Source organism: Paenibacillus sp. FSL K6-1096 (assembly GCF_037977055.1).
Classification (GTDB): Bacteria; Bacillota; Bacilli; order Paenibacillales; family Paenibacillaceae; genus Paenibacillus_AQ.
This window is the reverse complement of the sequence record NZ_CP150274.1, coordinates 3,494,823-3,513,713: the sequence shown is the minus strand read 5'-3', so window position 1 is coordinate 3,513,713 and position 18,891 is coordinate 3,494,823. Positions and strand designations below refer to the sequence as shown.

The following is an 18,891-nucleotide window of genomic DNA, read 5'->3' as shown; positions in this document are numbered from 1 at the left end:
AACTAGGGTCAAGGATCATCCATAACGGTGCGTGACCCGGTCCGTGCCGGCTGGCTGTGGCGCCTGAGCAGGAGTGCCTGCATCCTTCCTGCAAATCGTAGGGAAGAAGGACGGTAGAATATGAGCAACCAACAATCCAAAACAGACGTTATTTTAATTGGTGCTGGAATCATGAGTGCAACACTTGGTTCAATACTGAAGGAATTAGTGCCTGACTGGAAGATAACCGTGTTTGAGCGGCGTTCGGGTGCGGGAGAAGAGAGTTCCAATGAGTGGAACAATGCGGGAACGGGGCATTCTTCACTGTGCGAGCTTAACTATACTACTGAGCAGCCGGACGGATCAATTGATATCAGCAAGGCGGTTAAGGTGAACGAGGAATTTCAGCTCTCGAAGCAGTTCTGGTCCTACCTTGTGAAGCAGAAGCGTATAGAGGACCCGCAGGATTTCATCGTGCCTGTTCCGCATATGAGCTTTGTAGAGGGGCAGAAGAATGTAACGTTTTTACAAAAAAGATTTGAAGCGCTTTCAGCTCATCCGCTGTTTCAGGGCATGGAATTCACTGACGATCCTGCGAAGCTGACGGAATGGATTCCGCTGATGATGCGGAGCCGGACCCTAACCCAGCCGATCGCGGCGACCCGGATCGATTCCGGGACGGATGTGAACTTCGGGGCGTTGACCCGTACGCTGTTCAGCCATCTGCAGAGCAACAACGTCGATATCCGGTACAACCATCAGGTGCAGGACATTAAACGTACTGCGGACGGCTCCTGGGAGCTGAAGGTGCATAATGCCGCTACTGGTGCAACCGAGCGCCATACGGCCAAGTTTGTGTTCATCGGGGGCGGTGGCGGCAGTCTGCATCTGCTGCAGAAATCCGGTATTCCTGAAGGCAAGGGGATTGGCGGCTTCCCGGTGAGCGGGCTGTTCATGGTCTGCAAGAAGCCGGAGGTCGTAGCGCAGCATCATGCCAAGGTGTACGGCAAGGCTGCGGTAGGCGCGCCGCCTATGTCGGTGCCCCATCTGGATACCCGCGTGATCGACCGGCAGGAGTCGTTGTTCTTCGGCCCGTTTGCCGGGTTCTCGCCTAAGTTCCTGAAGTTCGGCTCCATGTTCGATCTGATTACCTCCGTCAAGCCGAACAATCTGTTCACTATGCTGGCGGCAGGCGCTAAGAATATGCAATTGACCAAGTACCTGATTGGTCAGGTCATGCTGTCAAAGGACCAGCGTATGGAAGCGCTCAGGGAGTTCGTCCCGGAGGCGAAGAGTGAGGATTGGGAGCTGGTAGTGGCAGGCCAGCGTGTACAGATTATCAAAGACACCGCCGCCGGCAAAGGCACGCTTCAGTTCGGCACCGAGGTCATCAGCAGTGCGGACGGCTCGATTGCGGCATTGCTGGGAGCTTCGCCGGGGGCTTCAACCGCCGTATCGGTCATGCTGGAGGTTATCGCCAAATGCTTCCCGCAGCACCTTAAGGAATGGGAGCCGAAGCTCCGCGAGATGGTTCCATCCTACGGCCTCTCCTTATCGGGCAATCCGCAGCTGCTTAATGACATCCAGGCCGCCGCCACAGAGTCGCTTGGTCTGGTGACGGGATCGGAAGGTCATCAGCCGAATAAGCCGCATAAGCATGAGCCGCCGATCGCGGTTAATCATTCATAGCACAAGGGAGTGACTGGCGGATAACCAGGTAACTACCCTATACAAATAGAGGCCACCCCGCCGGGGGATGGCCTCTAAACTTTTTAGCATGAAGGCAATCAGGCCTTACGAACCTTGAACACCCGCATGGCCAGAATCCAAGCCACAGCGACAGCAGCAAGACCCGCCCAGTTCAGTTGGAGCACCGAGGTACGGCTGATCACGAAGCCGCCTAATGCGGAACCGAGGGCGAACCCGAACTGGATGAAGGATGTGTTGACACTTAGCGCTATATCCGGGTTCCGGGGAACCAAGGTGACCAGCAGGAGCTGCTGCGCCGGGGAGATGCTCCAGGTACCCAGCATGAAGATCATCAGCACCAGGATGAGCACAACAACATGAACACCCGCCAGCGTGAACAGGATCAGCGTGATTCCCTGTAGCAGAAGTCCCAAGCAGATGGTGAACTTCGAACCTTTGGCATCGGCCAGTTGCCCGCCCAGCTTGGACCCCATGAAGCTGCACACCCCCGCCAGGAACAGAACACCGCTAATCTCAATGACAGACAGGGAGGATGCGGCCTGCAGGTAAGGGGTAATATAGGTGAAGAGTGTAGCATAACCCCCTACATACAATAAGGTGACCGCCAGCGCGGCGACAATCCGGGAATCCTTCAGCACAGAGAGCTGGGTCCGCAGGGTGACGGTTTCTTTTTCCTGGATGGCCGGAACCTTGGCTGAGATGATGAACAGCGGCAGCAGGCTCAGCACCCCGATGATGACGAACAGAGCCCTCCAGCCAAACCGTTCGCTGAAAAAAGTACCCGCAGGAACGCCCAAAACCAGCGAGCTGCTGAGTCCCATCAAAATAATGCCAATCGCATTGCCTCTCCGCTCCTTCTCCACCAGCCGTGTGGCTACGGCCATAGCGACCACGGTCGCGATTCCCCCGCTTGCCCCTTGAACGATCCGCACGCCCAGCATCGCCTCATACGGCAGGTGCAGCAGCATCAGCCCGTTGCTGGCAATGAAGACGCTGAGGGCTGTCAGCAGCAGTTTTTTGCGGTCCATGTTAATGGTCAGTGCAATGAGAACCGGGGCAATAATCGCTGCGGACAGCGCAAATACGGTTACCATGAGCCCCGCTTCGGAGGTGGATACCCCCAGATCTGCTGCAATCATCTCAATGACACCAGCAATTATATATTCAATCGTCCCGATCAGAAAAACAGCCAGTGCCAGAATATATATCGTCAATCGGTTATTCAATTACTTCACTCCTTGTACATTCATAACGGAATCGGCCGCCGTTCTTGTCATCACTCTACGATGCTGCTAAGGTTAAGTCAAAGAAACGTTTCCGAATGGAACGTTCATTTTTTTTGAACGAAGGAGCGATAGATGATGGAATTGCGCCAGTTGAAGACTTTCTATACCCTTGCTTCCACGCTGAATTTCACCCGCACCGCCGAAGTGCAGAACTACGTCCCCTCCACGGTTACTATGCAAATGAAGGCCCTGGAGGAAGAATTGGGTGTGAAGCTGGTAGACCGGCTGGGCAAAAGTGTGACCTTAACCGATACCGGCAAAAGGTTCCTGCGCTATGCAGATAATATCCTGTGTATGGTGGAGGAGGCGCAGCACGCGCTGAAGCAGCCCGGCGAGCTGACCGGCACGATCGTGATCAGTGCAGATGAGACGTTATGCACCTACCGGCTTCCCGCCGTGCTGCAACGGTTCCGGCAGCTTCATCCCGGGGTCCGGCTGATCTTCCTGCCGCTGGTGAGTCCAAGCCTCCGGCAGAGCCTGCGGGACGGGGATGTCGATGTGATCTTCATGCTGGATGAGGTCAAGGGCGAGAGCGGTTTTTGCGGAGAAAAAATCAGTGAGGAACGCTTCTGCCTCCTGGCCGCTCCCAATCATCCGCTGGCGTCGCGTCCGGCGCGGGCAATCCAGGATTTCCACGGGGAGACCTTCCTGCTGACGGAGCAGGGCTGCTCCTACCGCAGCTTCTTCGAGCGCAGCCTGTCGCAGAAGGGGATGGCGGGCATTACCGAACTGGAGTTCCACAGCGCAGAGGCGATCAAACAATGTGCAAAGCTGAGCATGGGGATTGCGATTCTGCCCGAAATGGCCGTGAGGGAGGAATTGCAGCGCGGGGAGCTGGTCTCCCTGCCATGGGATCTGAGCGCCGTCTCGTTTGCCACCCAGATGTTCTGGCATGAGGAGAAATGGCTTTCTCCGGCGGTTGAGGCTTTTTTGGAGCTGGCCCGGGACATGGAATCAAGCTGATGAAATCAGGCGCTGGAACTTGCGGCAGCAATCGTCTATCATATAGGCTAAAGTATACAAATTATAGGATGTGCTGCGGAAGATGAATGATATGAGGAGACCCGATGGACAAGCCAATATCGATTCTTGTTGCTGAAGACGATGGTGACATTAGCCGGCTGCTGTGCAGCATTATTACCAAAAGCGGATATCAGCCCCAGCCTGCCTTCTCCGGTACAGAAGCCTTGCTCTATCTGGAGCAGCGGCCATGGAGTATGGTTCTGCTTGACCTGATGCTGCCGGGAATGACGGGGGAGGAGCTGCTGAATTGGATTCGCGCGCGGGGCAGTATGCCGGTCCTTATTATCTCGGCGAAGGGTGAGCAGCAGACCAAGGTGTCAGCGCTGCGCGGAGGTGCGGATGACTTCATTACGAAGCCTTTTGACATTGAGGAGGTATCGGCGCGGATTGACTCCCATTTGCGCCGGTACATGCAGATTATACCCTCAGCTTCAGCCCGCATCCTCCAGTATAACGGACTTAAGCTGGATTGCGATTCCACAGAGGTGACGGCAGAAGGGGCGGAGGTCGCTCTGACTGCCCGGGAGTATGAAATTCTCCAGTTGCTGTTATCTGAACCCAGAAAGGTATTCACTAAGGCCAACCTGTACGAGAGCGTATGGGGGGAGCCCTATTATGGTGACGATAATACGGTTAACGTCCATGTGAGCAATCTGCGGGGGAAGCTGGCGAAGGCTGCGCCCGGCAGTGATTATATTGAAACCGTATGGGGGATGGGCTACCGGCTGAAGTCTTAAGAGATTCTTAAGGGTTGGCTTTAGCTCTTTTTAAGTTTCGATTTCTATACTTGGTCTATCACATGAAGGAGGCCAAGACAGCAATGAGTGAATATGTGTTGCAAACGAATCAGTTGACCAAAAGATTCAAGGGCAGTGTTGCGCTGGATAAAGTGAATCTCTCTATCCGCAAGGGCGCGATCTATGGCTTTATTGGACAGAATGGAGCCGGCAAATCGACGTTGATGCGTATTGTCACCGGACTTGCTTTTCCATCGGAAGGAACGGTTGAGTTATTCGGCACAGGTACAGAACGGGAGCTGACAGAGGCCCGCAAGCGGATGGGACTGATTATTGAAGGTCCCTCGCTGTTCCCGCACATGACGGCCGGCGAGAATCTGGAGGTGAACCGTCTGCTGCGGGGCATTCCCGGCCAAGACTCCATCCGCAGAATGCTGGAGCTGGTTGGACTGCAGGACACAGGGCGGAAGAAGGTGAAGAATTTCTCGCTGGGCATGAAGCAGCGGCTGGGCCTTGCCGTCGCCATGCTAAGCGACCCTGAATTTCTGATCCTGGATGAACCCACCAATGGGCTTGACCCCATGAGCGTTATCGAAATGCGCGAATTGCTTAAGCGGCTCAATCATGAACGGGGGTTAACGATTCTGATCTCCAGCCATGTTCTAAGCGAGCTGCATTTGCTCGCCAGCCATTACGGTATTATCCATCATGGCAAGCTGCTGGAGCAGCTTACCGCGCGGGAATTGAACGATAAATGCCAGCAATATGTCCATATCAAAGCGGATCATCCGGACAGGGCCGCCATGGTGATTCAGAATGAGCTGGGCACAACCGACTTCGAGGTCATGCCGGATGGGGTCATCAAGCTGTACGGGTACCGCGAACAGCCCGGCAAGGTGTCAACGGCCCTATTCTCCGCAGGTCTTACCATCGAGCAATTTATGCCGATGGGGGCAGATCTGGAGAGCTATTTCATGAAGCGGATCGGGGGTGCGGCGCATGTATAACCTGATCAGAGCAGAGCTGTTCAAGCTACGCAAGGACCGGTCATTTCTGGTGTTGCTGCTCATCATTGTCCTGCTCTCCCTGGCCTATCCCTTGCTCTACTATATCGATAATAAGACCGGCGGCAAGCCGCAGTTCACCGGTGCCGAATTCCTGAATAAATTTGTAGCCAGCAATGGTTATGTTATCAAATTCAGCGTGGCTGCATTGGCCGGATTCTTCATTGCCAGCGAATATACGACAGGTGTCATGAAGTCGGTCGCATCGTCGGGCAACGACAGAGGGAAGCTCTACACAGCTAAGCTGATTGGATTTTCAGCGGGGGCTATGGTAATTTCTCTGATTTTTCCCCTGGTCAGCTTGGCCGAAGTATCAATGATCTCAGGCTTCGGCCATTTGCCGGAGGGAGTGGGCGCCCTCTATATCCCCCGTGTACTCGGGCTTACGCTGCTCTACACCGCTGCCTATGCAGCGATTGGGGCATTATTCACAGCGGTGTTCGCCGAGAGCGGCAAGACAATCAGCTTCCTAATGATCTTCTTCCTGGCCATGAATATGATATTGGGAGCCTTGGCGGAGTATATCCCGGTTCTAACTGCGGTGTACGACTACTCGGTCTTCAAGCTGCTGGGTGAAATCGGGAGGCCTCATATGGACGGGGGCGATCTGCCGGCCCTCCTGCTGGCACCGATGCTGACTATAGTTGTATCCGGGCTGCTGGGCGTTCTCGTATTCCGTAAAAAGGAAATTAAGTAAAGCGAAGGGGGAGGAGAGTCTTGTTCACCGTAGCGCTCATATCGGTTACAGCGGCGGCTCTCCTGCTGGCCTATTCTCTGGTGCTGAGGCGGGAGTTGGTGAGGATGACGAGGCAGCTTCGCCGCTATAACGAACGGGTCACTGGTAAAAAACTGGAGGTTACGCTATTTGACAAGCGTCTAGAAGCGCTTGCCAGCCAGATTAATCTCCAATCCGATCTGATTGTTGAGGCGGAGGCTAACCGGAGACGGACAGAGAATGAGCTGCGTCAGGCGGTTGCCAACATCTCCCACGATATCCGTACTCCGTTAACCTCCATCTTTGGCTATATTCAGTTGCTGGAAGTAGAGCCGATCACACCTGAAGAGAAACGCGAATACCTGGAAGTTGTCAAAAACCGGACAAAGCGGCTGCAGGCGCTGTTGAACGATTTTTTCGAGTTGTCCTTAATTGAATCGGCGGATTATCAGCTTAAAACCGAGCGGATTGTAATGACCGTTCTGTTATCGGACACACTGGTAGGTTTCTACGATTCGTTCAATGAGCGGGGCCTGACGCCGGATATCCGGCTTCCCAAGGAACCGGTAACAGTCTATGCTGACGAATCGGCCGTGCGGAGGGTCGTTGAGAACCTGCTCATCAATACGTTGAAGCACGCTACCGGCCAGGTGGCCATCTGCTTCGAGCAGCGGGAGTCTACAGCAGAGCTGCGGATTGTGAACGAAGCGAAGGACCTGTCTGACATGGATGTAAGGCTGCTGTTCGACCGCTTCTATACGGTGGACCGTACCCGGTCAGGGCAAGGCTCAGGACTAGGCCTGTCCATTGCCAAAAGCCTCATGAACAAGATGAACGGCACTTTGACCGCGGAGGTGCAGGAGGGTAAATTAACCATGATCTGCCTCTGGCCGCTGTGGTCACCGGGCGAAGCGCATCCCCATTACCGTTGAACAGTGGTGGGAAATCAATAGTGACCTCTACGTATACTGGCTCACCATGTCAAGCAGATACTTGCGGAATTCTTCACGGTAGGGCTGCGGCCCGATGATCTCCAGCCGGGTGCCGAACCCGGCCAGGAATTGATATCCGATCGGGTGCTGGGGGATGTGGAATGTAGCCAGGAGCTGTTCCTCGTCATAGGGTTCAATGCTCTTGCGGCCAAACCGTTCAATGAATTGATCCTTGACCGACAGCGAGATTAGTGCCTTGACTTCGGTTAACTCCGGAGAAACTTCATCTTTGTGCGTCTGGTCCAGCATCTCTGCTCTGGGGCTGAAGGTCTGTTCACGCTGCTCCAGCTGTTCCATCCGGGAGAGCTTGAACATCCGGGGCCCCACCCGCTCCAGGCAGAAGCCCTTCAGATACCAGCTTGATTCACTGAAATGCAGCAGATAGGGCTCCACCGTCCGCGTGGTCGGGGTGCCTGATCTGTCGGTGTAGGCGAAAGTCAGCAGCCTGCGCCCGGCGATGGCTTCCTGACAGAGCTTCAAGGCTCCGGCAAGCTCTGCGCGGCCCGCCCAATCGTAGAAGGAGAGCTGAACCGATCCTCTGGAAGCGGCTGGACTAACCATCGCTTCTATTTTGCGGAGCGTCATGGCCACGTCCTCGCTGATCAGGAGCTGCTCCAGCCCGCCGAGCGCAGCCAGTATATTTTCCAGGTCAGCGTTGTTCAAGAGGCGTTTGTCCACCTTGTATTCCTCCATAATGCCGTAGCCGCCCTGCACGCCGGGAGTGGCGTATATAGGAATGTGCGCCAGACTGAGCGTCTCCATATCGCGGAGAATCGTCCGTTTGGACACGCCGAATAATTGGGCGAATTCACTGCTGGGCACAATGTCTTTTTTGAGCAGAATCATGATGATGGTAATCAGCCGTTCGACCTTGTCCATCCGCTTCCCTCTTTCCTGATGTAAGTGTGAAATGGTGACATATAGCCGTCACCTATCGTGTATTATACTACATTTATCTTATGAAGGAGGTTATGCTCAATGTCAGCGATTGCTTATCTTAATTTCGATGGTGTTGCCGGGCAGGCAATTGAATTCTACACAGAGGCCCTACAGGCCACCAAGGTGAAAAAGGTCAGATTCGGCGACATGCCGCAGGACCCGAACTATCCCCTCTCGGGCCAGGAGTCAGAGATGATTATGGAATCCTCTATCGAATTCGCAGGCGGCACAATCATGATGTCGGACCTGCTGCCCTCCATGCAAGCGGTAACGGGAGCGCTGGTGAAGGGGAATGCCATACTGATCAGCCTGGTCATGGAGGACAAGCAGAAGCTGGAGGAGTACTTCGAAGGGCTGTCTGCGGGCGGACATGTCATCATGCCTTTATCTGCTACCCCATGGTCTTCGTGCTTCGGTATGCTGGTGGATCAGTATGGCGTGGGATGGAAATTCAACAGCGATGCCGAGCAGTTCCTGGATGCGATTATCGAAAAAAGTGCAAATAAATAGCAATAATGGGATAGAAGTAGCGGTTTGTAAAATTTTCTGCACTAACGCCCTGAATCGTTGAAGGATTTGGCCTGAATATATGGAAAGATACAGTACCTGAGACCGGTCTGCGCCATATATTCAGGAATTTACTCATGAAAAGAGGAATTTGTACTGATGTCAACGATTCGTCTGAGCAATACCCGGCTAACAGGAGCGGATGGCGTTCGTGCGATCGCCTGCCTGTCAGTCATCCTGCATCACTTGTCGCAAAAGCTCATGCCGCCCGCACAAAAGCCCTGGGTCCAGGAGCTGCAGTCTGTGCTGCTGCTGGGGAACAGCGGGGTCAGTCTGTTTTTTCTGTTAAGCGGTTTCCTGCTGTCGTTCCCCTTCTGGAGTGCATATCTGGATAACAGACCGTATCCGAGCCTGCGGACGTACACCTTGCGCCGTGCCGCAAGAATCATGCCCGGCTTCTATGTGTCCATGCTGGTCTGCCTGCTTCTGACCTGGAGGCTGGATATTCCGATGGAGTACCTGGGGCGGCGTATTGCAGCAGCCTTCACCTTCACATCAGGCTTCCACTATACCACGTTCTTCCCCTCCGACTTGAACGGACCGCTCTGGTCCATCAGCTTCGAGGTTTTCTGTTATATGCTGATGCCCCTCTTCATGGCCGTACTATTCATGCTAGGCAAACGTCATTCCTTCGGTAAGGCGCTGCTGTTCTGGGTCGCCGTATTTGGGTTGGTGCTGGCCGCCAATGCCCTCATTCATCAGTGGTTCACACCGGGCGAGCAGGGCCGGGGCTGGGACTACGGCCAGGTCGGCGGCGCGAAATTCTGGATGCCGAATTACAATCCGGTCGGCTTCTTCGGCCATTTCACCATCGGCATTCTGGCCGCAGGCATCACGAATGCCTTGCTCCAGCACAGGCCCGCAGCGGATCGGCTCAGCAGGCTGGGCGTGTTCGATGCGGCCGCAGCGCTTGCACTTGGCCTTGCCGGTCTCCTGATCTGGCGGATGCGCCACGCGGGTGAATTCGACTTCAGCCTCCAGCAGCAGCCGTATCTGTTCCCGGTCTATGCCATGCTGTTTGGCATCGTGCTGTTCTCTGCACCTTTCAGCCGGGTCGTCGGGCGTGTGCTGGACAACCGCTTTTTCCGGTTCACGGCGAAGGTTTCGTTCGGCCTGTACATATGGCACTATCTGTTCATTACCTTGATTGAGAAGTACGGACTCCAGGATTACCACTTCGCCGGGGTCAGGGATGTGTGGCGCTGGCTGGGCATCAGTCTCACCGTTGTAGCCATCTCTTACGCAGCGGCGACCCTCTCGTATTATCTCATCGAGCAGCCGTTCATCAACTGGTCCAAGGGCAAGCCGTTCTTCCGGCGCAAGCCGAAGGAGCAGCCTGCGGAGGCGGCAGCCTAACCTTCAGCGAGCCGTTGACTTTGTGAAACCCTCGTGATACATTGTGTATACACGGAATACACAATTTACGGGGAGGGTTGTTATGCTGGCCTTGGATGTTAGACACTTGAATAAGAAATACGCGAATTTTCAGCTGAAGGATGTATCTTTTCAATTGGAGCAGGGGTATATCATGGGCTTCATCGGCGTGAACGGCGCGGGCAAAACAACGACGATCAAATCGATTCTAAATATGATTCAAATGGACAGCGGCGAGATCCATATTCTCGGCAAGAATATCGCGGAGCATGAGATGGAATTGAAGCAGGAAATCGGCTGCGCCTTCGGCGATGTGAACTTCTATACGCGCAGCCGGATCAAGACGCTTACGGGCATCACGAAGAAGTTCTACAAGAACTGGAGCGATGACACGTATTACAAGTATCTGAGCCGGTTCAAGCTGGACGAGAACAAGAAGATCGCTGAGCTGTCCACCGGGATGAGGGTCAAATATAGCCTGACTCTCGCTCTGTCGCATGGCGCCAAGCTGCTTATTCTGGATGAGCCGACCAGCGGACTCGACCCGGTGTCCCGGGATGATCTGCTCGATATTTTCCAGGAGCTTATTGTCGGCGGCGAGATCAGCATCCTGTTCTCCACCCATATTACCTCCGATCTGGAGCGCTGTGCCGACTACATCACCTTCATTGAGCAAGGGCAGATTGTCGCCAGCGCCGAGAAGAACGAGTTCAAGGAGTCTTACCGCCTGATTAGCGGAAGCGACGCTGACCTTAGCAGGGTGAAGGACTGCCTGATTTCTTACAAAACCAATTCCTTCGGCTTCACCGGATTGATGCATGTCAAGGATATCGATTCCTCCTTCACGCTTGATGCGGCCATCCCGAGTCTGGATGAGATCATGATCTATTTTGCCAAAAAAGAGGGCGTAAAGGAGGGTGTCTATGTATAATCTGGTGCTCAAGGACTTGAAGCTAGGTGTCAATCCCTGGTTCTTCGTCCTTCCCTTCCTGATGGGGGGCCTTATGCTGATTCCCGGCTGGGTCTATTTCCTGGTCCCGTTGTACTTCTGCTTCATCACGATCCCGAATATGTTCGGCGGCTTCAAAAGCCAAAATGATCTGATGTTCAGCACCATGATGCCTGTGACCAAGACGGATATTGTGAAATCCAGAGTTACTGTACTGGTCATTCTTGAGCTGATGCATCTGGTGGTTGCCATGATTGTCAGTATATTTACCTTCCGGTTATACCCGGATATGCAGTATATCTTCTTTGCACCGCATATGGGCTTCTGGGGAATGTGCTTCATCATGCTGGCGCTCTTCAATATCATCTTTATTCCGATGTATTATAAGACGGCGTATAAGTATGGTGCAGCGACCACGGCCTCTACAGTTGCGGCGATCTTGTTCGCCACCTTGATTCAATGGGCCGGTATCCAGAACGATTGGCTGCATAGCCTGTTCTACGGCTCCGGGCTGGATCGTACTGGCTTGCAGCTCTCGATACTGGCCGGCGGCGTCCTGATCTTCATTGCCTGTAACCTGCTGGCCTACCGGATTGCGGTGAGACGATTCCTGAAAGTGGAGATCTTATGAATGTAACGATATCCAGCACCTCCGAGAAGCCGATCTACCAGCAGCTCTATGAACAGATCAGCGCGCAGATTCTCCAAGGGGAGCTGGAGAGCGGCTACTGTCTGCCGCCGATCCGCCAGGCCGCGCTGGAGCTTGGTGTCAGTGTCATCACGGTCAAGAAGGCTTGGGAAGAGCTGGAGCGGAGCGGGCTGATCAACACGGTCACCGGCAAAGGATGCTTTGTCGCTGAATTCACGCCAGAGGAGATGCTGCGGATTCGTAACGAGATGGTGCTGAAGCAGATGGGCAGCGACATTCAGTACTATAAGTCCTTCGGCCTTACTCTGGAGGAAGTGACCGCGCTGCTGGGGAAGATTTATTGAACTTGATTGGGGAGGAACAGGCTTTTCACAATCCCTTGGGGGAAGGTGAGGAGCCTTTTTTGTTGTCCGGAACTAATAGTTATTATTTGTGAAAAAGCCGGATGAGTGCAGAGATCTCCTCCAAAGTCTCCTGCTGGCCGTTCTTGATCCACATGATCCAGATTTCAAACACGCCGGCGCTCATGAAATGAATCCAATACTCCCGTCTTGCCCCGGTCCAGTCCGGAAACGGAATCAGCTCATCATAGAACTGTGTAATATGGCTCTTGAAGATCTGATACAGCAGCCCAGTGAAATGGCCTTCAATCGCCAGGCGGAAATCATCAGAGAAGGTTTGGAAAAAGCGGGTCAGATCCGCTATCTTTTGCTCGTGATTCGGTTTGTGGGCAATTTTGTAGAAGATATCAGCAAACTTCGGCTCGTAATATTCCGCTAACACTTGCTCAAGGCTATCATAATTCCGGTAGAATGCCATCCGGCTGACGCCTGCTTTTCTAACAACCTCCGACACTGTGAGAGCTGATATGGCTTTGGTCCGCAGCAGCTCAAGGGTGGCCAGGGTAATCCATTCTTTTGTATCTTTTTTGATCAATTGTGCATGATCGGTTGCTGCCATTACACTTCCTCCATTCTGTCACATATGCCTGTTAACGTCTTGATGGTGATCGGTTCCAGTCTTATTATAGGGTAAAACAGTTACAGGTGTAACGTCTACTGGAGGGGGAATTGATTATGGCAGAGCTTAACAAGCCCGTAGTGCTGGTTACCGGAGGCTCGGGATTCATCGCTGTTCATATTATTGTGCAATTACTGGAGAAGAATTATCATGTGCGGGCAACCCTTCGGTCGATGGGCAGACAAGATGAGGTGAAGGCCATGGTGATGGCGGGCGGAGTGACGCATATAGCGGACTTGTCGTTTGTAGAGGCCGATCTGACTTCGGATAAAAACTGGAATCAGGCGGTAAAGGGGGCGGATTACGTCATTCATGTCGCTTCTCCCACACCTAACAGGATATATAAAGACGAGAATGAAATGATCCAGCCGGCGCGTGAGGGGGTGCTGCGGGTGCTAAGGGCAGCGCGTGAGGCGGGGGTCAAACGGGTGGTCCTAACCTCTGCCTTCGGAGCCATTGGAGTGGGACATAAGCAGCATGTGGGCCCGTATACCGAAGAGGACTGGTCCAATACAGACGCGAACATCCATCCCTATCAAAAATCCAAGACCCTCGCTGAACAAGCAGCCTGGGAGTTCATCCGCCAGGAAGGCAGAGGGCTGGAGCTGTCCACAGTTAATCCCGTCGGTGTGATGGGACCCATTCTGGGCAAGGATTACTCTCACTCGAACGAGATTGTCCGCAACATGCTGGAGGGCAAGCTGAAGTCCGTCCCCAAAATCTATTCCGACTATGTAGATGTCCGGGATGTGGCTGCACTGCATATCCTGGCGATGGAGCGGCCTGAGGCGAGCGGCGAGCGGTTCATCGCTTCCAGTGCCGAGAATCTCTCTACACTGGAAATTGCCAGGATTCTGCGGAAGCACCTGGGGCAGGATGCAGAACATGTGCCTACAAAAGAGCTCCCCAACCTGCTTGTCCGCGCTGCCGCGCTGTTCAATCCCAAGCTGAGAATGATAGCCACCCTTCTGGGCCAGGACATGTCAACGAGTAACGCGAAGGCCAAACGTCTGCTCGGCTGGAACCCGCGTCCTGCTGAGGAGGCTATTGTCGCTACGGGTGAATGTATGTTGAGTATTATTAAGGATCAGATGAGAAGATGAAGTGACGGAGGGAAAATTAAAAAGAGACGGTTAATTGGAACCGTCTCTTTTTTGAGTAGTTATTTTAACGGGCTTTCTTAATATCTAGAATTTCAGATTCTGTCAATCCTGATGCCTTAGCTATTATGGAAATATCTACGCCATGAGCAAGAAGCTCTGTGGCCATTTGAACAGCCTTTCTCCGCTCACCACGAGCTTGGCCTTCGGCAAGAGCGCCTTCAATCATGGAGGCCTCGTCATGCAGGTATTTCTGCCTATCCTCATACATTCTGCGAGCTTCGTCATCTTGACTAAGAAATTCTAGCGTATCCATAGCCTTTTTCAATACAGGTTCGTTCAATGCCAACACCTCCCATTACCTTTCAGGAATAATATATCATGCAGCCAAATTCTTAGACACATCCTATATGAATTCTACAAACCTAGCGCTGGCTTTCAATAGCTTGCATTAATTTGGTAAAATAAATGGAATCTAGTTTATATGCTAGTATGCCAAGCCGCAATACACAAGCCATCAAAGGAGGCCGTCCATCCCGTGGGAAGATCGTTTGCAAATCTGCATATCAAGTCAGGTGACCTGGAGAAGACACTTCATGCCTTACAACAGCTGACCAAGAAGCATGGCGCAGTACTAGGTTACTCCGATCCTGAAGCTCCAGAGCATAAGGCCGTTATCTATGTAAGCCAGAGTAATGAGTACTGGATCAGCGTGCTTCACGATTATTTTGTATGGGGTACGGTGAAAAAGGCAGGCAGAACGTTGTCCGGGCTGCTGGAAGCGCCGGTGATGACAGCGGGTTATATGGATGAGGAACTATTCGAGCTGTCGTTCTTTGAGCAGGGGGAGCTCCGGGCCGAACGAATCTTCTGTGAGCCGTGGACCCGGGAGGAATACGGGCAGCTCCGTGAAGAGCAAATAGATAACGATTACATCCGGCAGGTGCTCGGGATAGGCGCTGAAGAGTTCAATGAATTCACTAGCCTTACCAGCCCGGAGCGAGCGGTGGAGCAGCTGTCCGGAATCACCGGAATGACTCTATGGAGCGATGCGGAATGGCTACCGTACGAAGAGACGCTCAGAGCACGCTTTGTTGCCTATGAATGGTAGAAGCAGATGCTAAAATACAGCGGGCAGAATCCGTATCTAAATATACCAAGTAAGCCGATACAACCGCCCCAAGCCGAGCTGCTGGAACAGCTAAAAAGCTGGATGCTGGCCAATAACTGGCTGGAAGAGACCGAGTATATTCTGCTGCGTATGAATGATGATGCGCCAGCTGCCGTCCATCCTGACTATCTATAATCATCCCTTATCAGGGAGCGGGGAGTACACGTATGTATGAGCGTCTGACAGAGTTATTAAGCAAGCCTTCCCCGGTCCGGTGGTTTCCGGGCCATGAGGCCGAGGAGAGCTGGATTGCCGAAGCCGAGGAGGAATTAGGCTTCAAGCTGCCGCCGTCCTACCGCTGGTGGCTTGCCCGTTATGGGGGTGGGAGCCTGGGGGACGGGCAGATTCTGACGCTGGTTGCTCCCGAGGATAGGGAGTATACCGACTGGGATCTGCTGTATATCCACCGGCTGAACCTGGCGGAGGATTGGTGGGTCAGCCGGTTTCCGCACCGGCTGGACCTGTTCGTGCCGGACAGCGATGAGCTGTATTACTTCGATACCTCTGCCCCTGATGAACAGGGAGAATTTCCGGTCATGCGTTATGACCTGATGAATGATCTGATTGAGGAATACGCCCCGACGTTCGCTGGATTCCTGGAACAACTGATCGACGAGCGAAGATAGCCATGAATGCGGCACAGGAAGTACAGCGGCTGGCGGCGGAGATTGCGAAGGCAGCGTAGACTAGGTAATTGACCAATAACCTGCACAGGAAACCGGAGGGAATGATAAATGTATATCGTATCTGAGCCTGTAGGGCTGTCAGAGGTTCACAGGCAGCAGCTCGAAGCTGAGAACACCGGCCTCTATCCGCAGACATATCTCCAGTTCTTGCAGCAGTATGGCGAAGGGACCTACCGCGGGTGGATGAATGTGCAGCTGCCTGACCCGGAGGTGCTGCGGCCTTTTGCCGGATACGGGTTATGGGAGCATGATGACGACAGTCCAATAACAGAGCAGCAGATTGGGGAGTGTACGGCTATCGGGACCACTGTGGACGGTGATTTCCTGGCGGTCTATCCCGGGGTGGACGGGCTGTTGTGGCTGCCCCGTCATGCGGAGCAGATTCAAGTGATTCCGCTGCCACCCGGGGGACAGGAGGAAGGAAGCTATGCTCTGATTCTGGATGGCATCTACCGTAAGATGTATGGGCGGGAGCAGGAGGAGAGTGCCTATTATGAGCCGTGGACCGGGACGCGCCAGCATTTCTTTCTGCGGATGCCGCCAAGGCAGGGAAGGGTGAATCTCACAGAGCTGGCCGCCATGTGCAGGGATGAATTTCCGCCGGATCTCTTCATCGAGAATCCGTATATCTGCTGCCTGTTCTACCGGGAGCTGGGCGGCTATATCCGCCTGAACCTGGCGAATGGGCAGGAGGTGGCCGTCTTCTTTGAACAGGCTGCCGGGCAGGTATCCGCCAGGATGAAGGAGTGGCTCCTGTCGAAGGGCTGCGAGCTGTATCCTGAGGATTAAAGAATAAGGAGGAGAGCGGATGATTGTCCTGAAGGACATTGGGAAGTTCGAGGTGCTGCCGGAGCGGGCGATGCAGATCTATCAGGGGGATGTTCCCGCCTTGCAGGCTGCGATTGCTGCGGGTTGGGATATTGAAGCGGGATTAGAGCTTAGCAGGCATACCACGCTCAGTCCGCTCGATCTGGCGATCATCTCGCAGCAGACAGAGGCGGTGAAGCTGCTGGTGGAGCATGGCGCGAACCTGAATGTCCCCCAGAATCCGGCCTTCCTGCGTGCGGTCCGTTATGGCAAGGAGGAGCTGGTACGTTACCTTGCCGCACAGGGCGCGAAGCTGGACCTGCTCAGCCGCACGGGATCGGGCGCTTATTCACAGGCCTACTATGGCAACAAAAAGAATATCCCGCTGATCCATGAGCTGGGCCTGGATATCCGCCAGCATGCCGGAGCTGTGCTGCGGCAAGCCGTATCGGACCATGATCTGAAGACACTTACCTATCTGCTGGATCAGGGCGTGGATATCAACTATAACAAGCCGGATATGGTCTATCCATACGGGGCGACACCGCTGACGGCGGCTGCCCGGATGGGGAATCTGAACATGGTCCGCTTCCTGGTGGAACGCGGCGCGGACCTTACGATAGCGGAGAAGGACGGCGAGCGGCCGTATACGATTGCGGTCAGCGGCAGGCATACCGCCATGGCGGAATACCTGAAATCGCTGGAGCCGCCGGATGTTCATAATGTGGCGAACAAGAAATATGAGCTGGCCAAATATAAACTGCCGGATGAACTGGTCGAGTTTCTTACAGGCGGCGAGCTGCGCCTGACGCTTGTCCCCAATGAATATGAGATCGGATATATCGACTTCTTCAGCTTGACTGACACGATAGAGATGAAGGCCGGCCGGCGTAAGCTGCTGCGTCTCTCCGCCGATATCGACAATTATTCTGCTCTGGTGCTGGTCTGGAATCCGCAGAAGAAGGGGCAGCTCGGCTGCTATGACCTGGAGCATCAGACGTATGCGGATCTGTGCAGCTTCCCGGAATTTCTTGAGCAGCCTGAACGCTACCTCATACAGTTCATGGAGGGAGAGCTGGACGGGGTATGAAGGAGGATATGCTGAAAATGGACTCTAGCAATGAAGCCCCGGATGGACTGGAGGAGCTGCGCCCGGAGCTTACCGGGTATTGTTACCGGATGATGGGCTCCATCTTCGAGGCGGAGGATGCCGTCCAGGATACGATGATCCGGGCCTGGCAGCACCGGGAGCAGATGAGGCAGCAGGCTTCCCTCAGAGCCTGGGTGTACCGGATTGCCACCAATGTCTGTCTTGACCGGCTGAGGAGCGCCAAGCGGCGGGCGCTGCCGATGGACCTCTCCGAACCGGCTGCTGTGGTTGCAGAGCCTAAGGAGAGTCTGCCCCGGAATTCCTGGATCTGGCCGGCTCCAGGTTCTGTAGACGACCCGTCCCATATCCTGATCAGCCGCGAGACTCTGCGGTTGTCGTTCATTGCGCTGCTTCAGCTACTGCCGCCCCGCCAGCGTGCCGTGCTGATTCTGCAGGAGGTGTTCCGGTGGTCAGCGGCTGAGACCGCTGGAGCACTGGAGATGACTGTGGCGGCGGTGAACAGTGCCATGCAGCGGGCGCGGGCAACGATGGCCAAGGCGCAGCTCCGGTCCGAGGCCTTGCAGCCTGAGGTTGATGAAGTGGACGAGGGGCTGATTGCCCGGTACGTGGAGGCTTTTGAGCAATACAACATTGATGCGTTACTAGCCTTATTCCAGGAGAATGCGAGCCTGTCGATGCCGCCATTTACGATGTGGGTGCAAGGCAGTGCGGATCTCGCAGCCTTCTACCAGACTACACGCAGCCACTGCGTGGGCTCGCGGATGGTCCCTGTTCAGGTGAACGGGAACCGGCCCGCGTTTGCCCAGTATGTTCCTGCCGGGAAGGACGGATTGCTTGTCCCGTGGGCGATTCATGTGCTTGAGACGGGGCGGGGTGGAATCGCGCATGTGCATCATTTTATAGACGCTGAATTATTTCATCACTTCGGATTGCCGGCCTACCGATGATTCTGCTGGCGCCGGTTCGTCTATACTAATGAATCACACAAGCGAGACCATTCCGAACTCAAGGA

Annotated in this window: 22 protein-coding genes; 18 read left to right on the top strand and 4 right to left on the bottom strand. The window is 54.2% G+C overall.

From position 1 onward, the window contains the following. Positions 1–120 precede the first annotated feature (120 nt). Positions 121–1,668, top strand: a complete 1,548-nt coding sequence (locus tag MHI24_RS15590) for a malate:quinone oxidoreductase (protein WP_340026501.1) — start codon at positions 121–123, stop codon at positions 1,666–1,668. Positions 1,669–1,766: 98 nt separating this feature from the next. On the opposite strand, the gene MHI24_RS15585 is transcribed toward MHI24_RS15590, so the two are convergent. Next, positions 1,767–2,915 (bottom strand): MFS transporter, encoded by a 1,149-nt coding sequence (locus MHI24_RS15585; RefSeq protein ID WP_340026500.1) that lies wholly within the window; start codon positions 2,913–2,915, stop codon positions 1,767–1,769. A gap of 135 nt (positions 2,916–3,050) precedes the next feature. Here MHI24_RS15585 and MHI24_RS15580 point away from each other — a divergent pair, with 135 nt between their 5' ends. The 5 genes from MHI24_RS15580 (at position 3,051) to MHI24_RS15560 (ending at position 7,446) form a co-directional block, all read left to right on the top strand. Further along, the gene (locus MHI24_RS15580; RefSeq protein WP_340026698.1) at positions 3,051–3,938 is read left to right on the top strand and encodes a LysR family transcriptional regulator; all 888 of its coding nucleotides are present in this window, start codon (positions 3,051–3,053) and stop codon (positions 3,936–3,938) included. Positions 3,939–4,042: 104 nt separating this feature from the next. Beyond that, on the top strand, positions 4,043–4,735 hold the full coding sequence (locus MHI24_RS15575; protein ID WP_340026499.1) for a response regulator transcription factor: 693 nt from the start codon (positions 4,043–4,045) through the stop codon (positions 4,733–4,735). 83 nt (positions 4,736–4,818) lie between these two features. Beyond that, positions 4,819–5,742, top strand: a complete 924-nt coding sequence (locus MHI24_RS15570; RefSeq protein ID WP_340026498.1) for an ATP-binding cassette domain-containing protein — start codon at positions 4,819–4,821, stop codon at positions 5,740–5,742. Continuing rightward, positions 5,735–6,496, top strand: coding sequence for an ABC transporter permease (locus MHI24_RS15565; RefSeq protein ID WP_340026497.1), 762 nt, complete (start codon positions 5,735–5,737; stop codon positions 6,494–6,496). Before MHI24_RS15570 ends, MHI24_RS15565 begins: the two co-directional genes overlap by 8 nt. 20 nt (positions 6,497–6,516) lie before the next feature. Then, a complete protein-coding gene (locus MHI24_RS15560; RefSeq protein WP_340026496.1) occupies positions 6,517–7,446 on the top strand; it encodes a histidine kinase dimerization/phospho-acceptor domain-containing protein in 930 nt (309 codons plus the stop codon). 27 nt (positions 7,447–7,473) lie between these two features. Here MHI24_RS15560 and MHI24_RS15555 read toward each other — a convergent pair whose 3' ends face one another. Next, a complete protein-coding gene (locus tag MHI24_RS15555) occupies positions 7,474–8,385 on the bottom strand; it encodes a YafY family protein (protein ID WP_340026495.1) in 912 nt (303 codons plus the stop codon). 99 nt (positions 8,386–8,484) lie between these two features. Here MHI24_RS15555 and MHI24_RS15550 point away from each other — a divergent pair, with 99 nt between their 5' ends. The 5 genes from MHI24_RS15550 (at position 8,485) to MHI24_RS15530 (ending at position 12,328) form a co-directional block, all read left to right on the top strand. Then, a complete protein-coding gene (locus MHI24_RS15550; RefSeq protein WP_340026494.1) occupies positions 8,485–8,955 on the top strand; it encodes a VOC family protein in 471 nt (156 codons plus the stop codon). 156 nt (positions 8,956–9,111) lie between these two features. Next, on the top strand, positions 9,112–10,368 hold the full coding sequence (locus MHI24_RS15545) for an acyltransferase (protein WP_340026493.1): 1,257 nt from the start codon (positions 9,112–9,114) through the stop codon (positions 10,366–10,368). Between the two features lie 82 nt (positions 10,369–10,450). Then, a complete protein-coding gene (locus MHI24_RS15540; RefSeq protein WP_340026492.1) occupies positions 10,451–11,317 on the top strand; it encodes an ABC transporter ATP-binding protein in 867 nt (288 codons plus the stop codon). Beyond that, entirely contained in the window at positions 11,310–11,966 is a 657-nt protein-coding gene (locus MHI24_RS15535; protein ID WP_340026491.1) for an ABC-2 transporter permease, read from the top strand. Before MHI24_RS15540 ends, MHI24_RS15535 begins: the two co-directional genes overlap by 8 nt. Then, positions 11,963–12,328, top strand: coding sequence for a GntR family transcriptional regulator (locus MHI24_RS15530; protein WP_238655610.1), 366 nt, complete (start codon positions 11,963–11,965; stop codon positions 12,326–12,328). The genes MHI24_RS15535 and MHI24_RS15530 overlap by 4 nt, the downstream gene beginning before the upstream one ends. Before the next feature lie 82 nt (positions 12,329–12,410). Here the strand turns inward: MHI24_RS15530 and MHI24_RS15525 are convergent, their stop codons facing one another. Then, positions 12,411–12,944: a TetR/AcrR family transcriptional regulator gene (locus tag MHI24_RS15525; protein ID WP_340026490.1), complete on the bottom strand. Its 534-nt coding sequence runs from the start codon at positions 12,942–12,944 to the stop codon at positions 12,411–12,413. A gap of 116 nt (positions 12,945–13,060) precedes the next feature. On the opposite strand from MHI24_RS15525, the gene MHI24_RS15520 reads away from it, so the two are divergent. After that, entirely contained in the window at positions 13,061–14,107 is a 1,047-nt protein-coding gene (locus MHI24_RS15520; protein ID WP_340026489.1) for an aldehyde reductase, read from the top strand. Positions 14,108–14,171: 64 nt separating this feature from the next. Here MHI24_RS15520 and MHI24_RS15515 read toward each other — a convergent pair whose 3' ends face one another. Beyond that, positions 14,172–14,447, bottom strand: a complete 276-nt coding sequence (locus MHI24_RS15515) for a PD-(D/E)XK nuclease family transposase (protein WP_340026488.1) — start codon at positions 14,445–14,447, stop codon at positions 14,172–14,174. Positions 14,448–14,642: 195 nt separating this feature from the next. Between MHI24_RS15515 and MHI24_RS15510 the strand changes: the two genes are divergently transcribed. The 6 genes from MHI24_RS15510 (at position 14,643) to MHI24_RS15485 (ending at position 18,826) form a co-directional block, all read left to right on the top strand. After that, positions 14,643–15,215: a hypothetical protein gene (locus MHI24_RS15510; protein WP_340026487.1), complete on the top strand. Its 573-nt coding sequence runs from the start codon at positions 14,643–14,645 to the stop codon at positions 15,213–15,215. Positions 15,216–15,221: 6 nt separating this feature from the next. Then, entirely contained in the window at positions 15,222–15,410 is a 189-nt protein-coding gene (locus MHI24_RS15505) for a hypothetical protein (RefSeq protein ID WP_340026486.1), read from the top strand. Between the two features lie 32 nt (positions 15,411–15,442). After that, positions 15,443–15,901: an SMI1/KNR4 family protein gene (locus MHI24_RS15500; protein WP_340026485.1), complete on the top strand. Its 459-nt coding sequence runs from the start codon at positions 15,443–15,445 to the stop codon at positions 15,899–15,901. Between the two features lie 108 nt (positions 15,902–16,009). Further along, the gene (locus MHI24_RS15495) at positions 16,010–16,750 is read left to right on the top strand and encodes a hypothetical protein (RefSeq protein ID WP_340026484.1); all 741 of its coding nucleotides are present in this window, start codon (positions 16,010–16,012) and stop codon (positions 16,748–16,750) included. A 19-nt stretch (positions 16,751–16,769) separates the two neighbouring features. Continuing rightward, complete coding sequence (locus MHI24_RS15490) at positions 16,770–17,858, top strand: ankyrin repeat domain-containing protein (protein ID WP_340026483.1); 1,089 nt, start codon at positions 16,770–16,772, stop codon at positions 17,856–17,858. Positions 17,859–17,875: 17 nt separating this feature from the next. Next, on the top strand, positions 17,876–18,826 hold the full coding sequence (locus MHI24_RS15485) for a sigma-70 family RNA polymerase sigma factor (protein ID WP_340026482.1): 951 nt from the start codon (positions 17,876–17,878) through the stop codon (positions 18,824–18,826). The last annotated feature ends 65 nt before the right edge of the window (positions 18,827–18,891 follow it).

Coding starts and splice junctions, on each gene's coding strand:
- MHI24_RS15590 (WP_340026501.1), top strand. CDS start 121: ATGAGCAACCAACAATCCAAAACAGACGTTATTTTAATTGGTGCTGGA.
- MHI24_RS15580 (WP_340026698.1), top strand. CDS start 3,051: ATGGAATTGCGCCAGTTGAAGACTTTCTATACCCTTGCTTCCACGCTG.
- MHI24_RS15575 (WP_340026499.1), top strand. CDS start 4,043: ATGGACAAGCCAATATCGATTCTTGTTGCTGAAGACGATGGTGACATT.
- MHI24_RS15570 (WP_340026498.1), top strand. CDS start 4,819: ATGAGTGAATATGTGTTGCAAACGAATCAGTTGACCAAAAGATTCAAG.
- MHI24_RS15565 (WP_340026497.1), top strand. CDS start 5,735: ATGTATAACCTGATCAGAGCAGAGCTGTTCAAGCTACGCAAGGACCGG.
- MHI24_RS15555 (WP_340026495.1), bottom strand. CDS start 8,385: ATGGACAAGGTCGAACGGCTGATTACCATCATCATGATTCTGCTCAAA.
- MHI24_RS15550 (WP_340026494.1), top strand. CDS start 8,485: ATGTCAGCGATTGCTTATCTTAATTTCGATGGTGTTGCCGGGCAGGCA.
- MHI24_RS15545 (WP_340026493.1), top strand. CDS start 9,112: ATGTCAACGATTCGTCTGAGCAATACCCGGCTAACAGGAGCGGATGGC.
- MHI24_RS15540 (WP_340026492.1), top strand. CDS start 10,451: ATGCTGGCCTTGGATGTTAGACACTTGAATAAGAAATACGCGAATTTT.
- MHI24_RS15535 (WP_340026491.1), top strand. CDS start 11,310: ATGTATAATCTGGTGCTCAAGGACTTGAAGCTAGGTGTCAATCCCTGG.
- MHI24_RS15530 (WP_238655610.1), top strand. CDS start 11,963: ATGAATGTAACGATATCCAGCACCTCCGAGAAGCCGATCTACCAGCAG.
- MHI24_RS15525 (WP_340026490.1), bottom strand. CDS start 12,944: ATGGCAGCAACCGATCATGCACAATTGATCAAAAAAGATACAAAAGAA.
- MHI24_RS15520 (WP_340026489.1), top strand. CDS start 13,061: ATGGCAGAGCTTAACAAGCCCGTAGTGCTGGTTACCGGAGGCTCGGGA.
- MHI24_RS15505 (WP_340026486.1), top strand. CDS start 15,222: ATGCTAAAATACAGCGGGCAGAATCCGTATCTAAATATACCAAGTAAG.
- MHI24_RS15500 (WP_340026485.1), top strand. CDS start 15,443: ATGTATGAGCGTCTGACAGAGTTATTAAGCAAGCCTTCCCCGGTCCGG.
- MHI24_RS15495 (WP_340026484.1), top strand. CDS start 16,010: ATGTATATCGTATCTGAGCCTGTAGGGCTGTCAGAGGTTCACAGGCAG.
- MHI24_RS15490 (WP_340026483.1), top strand. CDS start 16,770: ATGATTGTCCTGAAGGACATTGGGAAGTTCGAGGTGCTGCCGGAGCGG.
- MHI24_RS15485 (WP_340026482.1), top strand. CDS start 17,876: ATGGACTCTAGCAATGAAGCCCCGGATGGACTGGAGGAGCTGCGCCCG.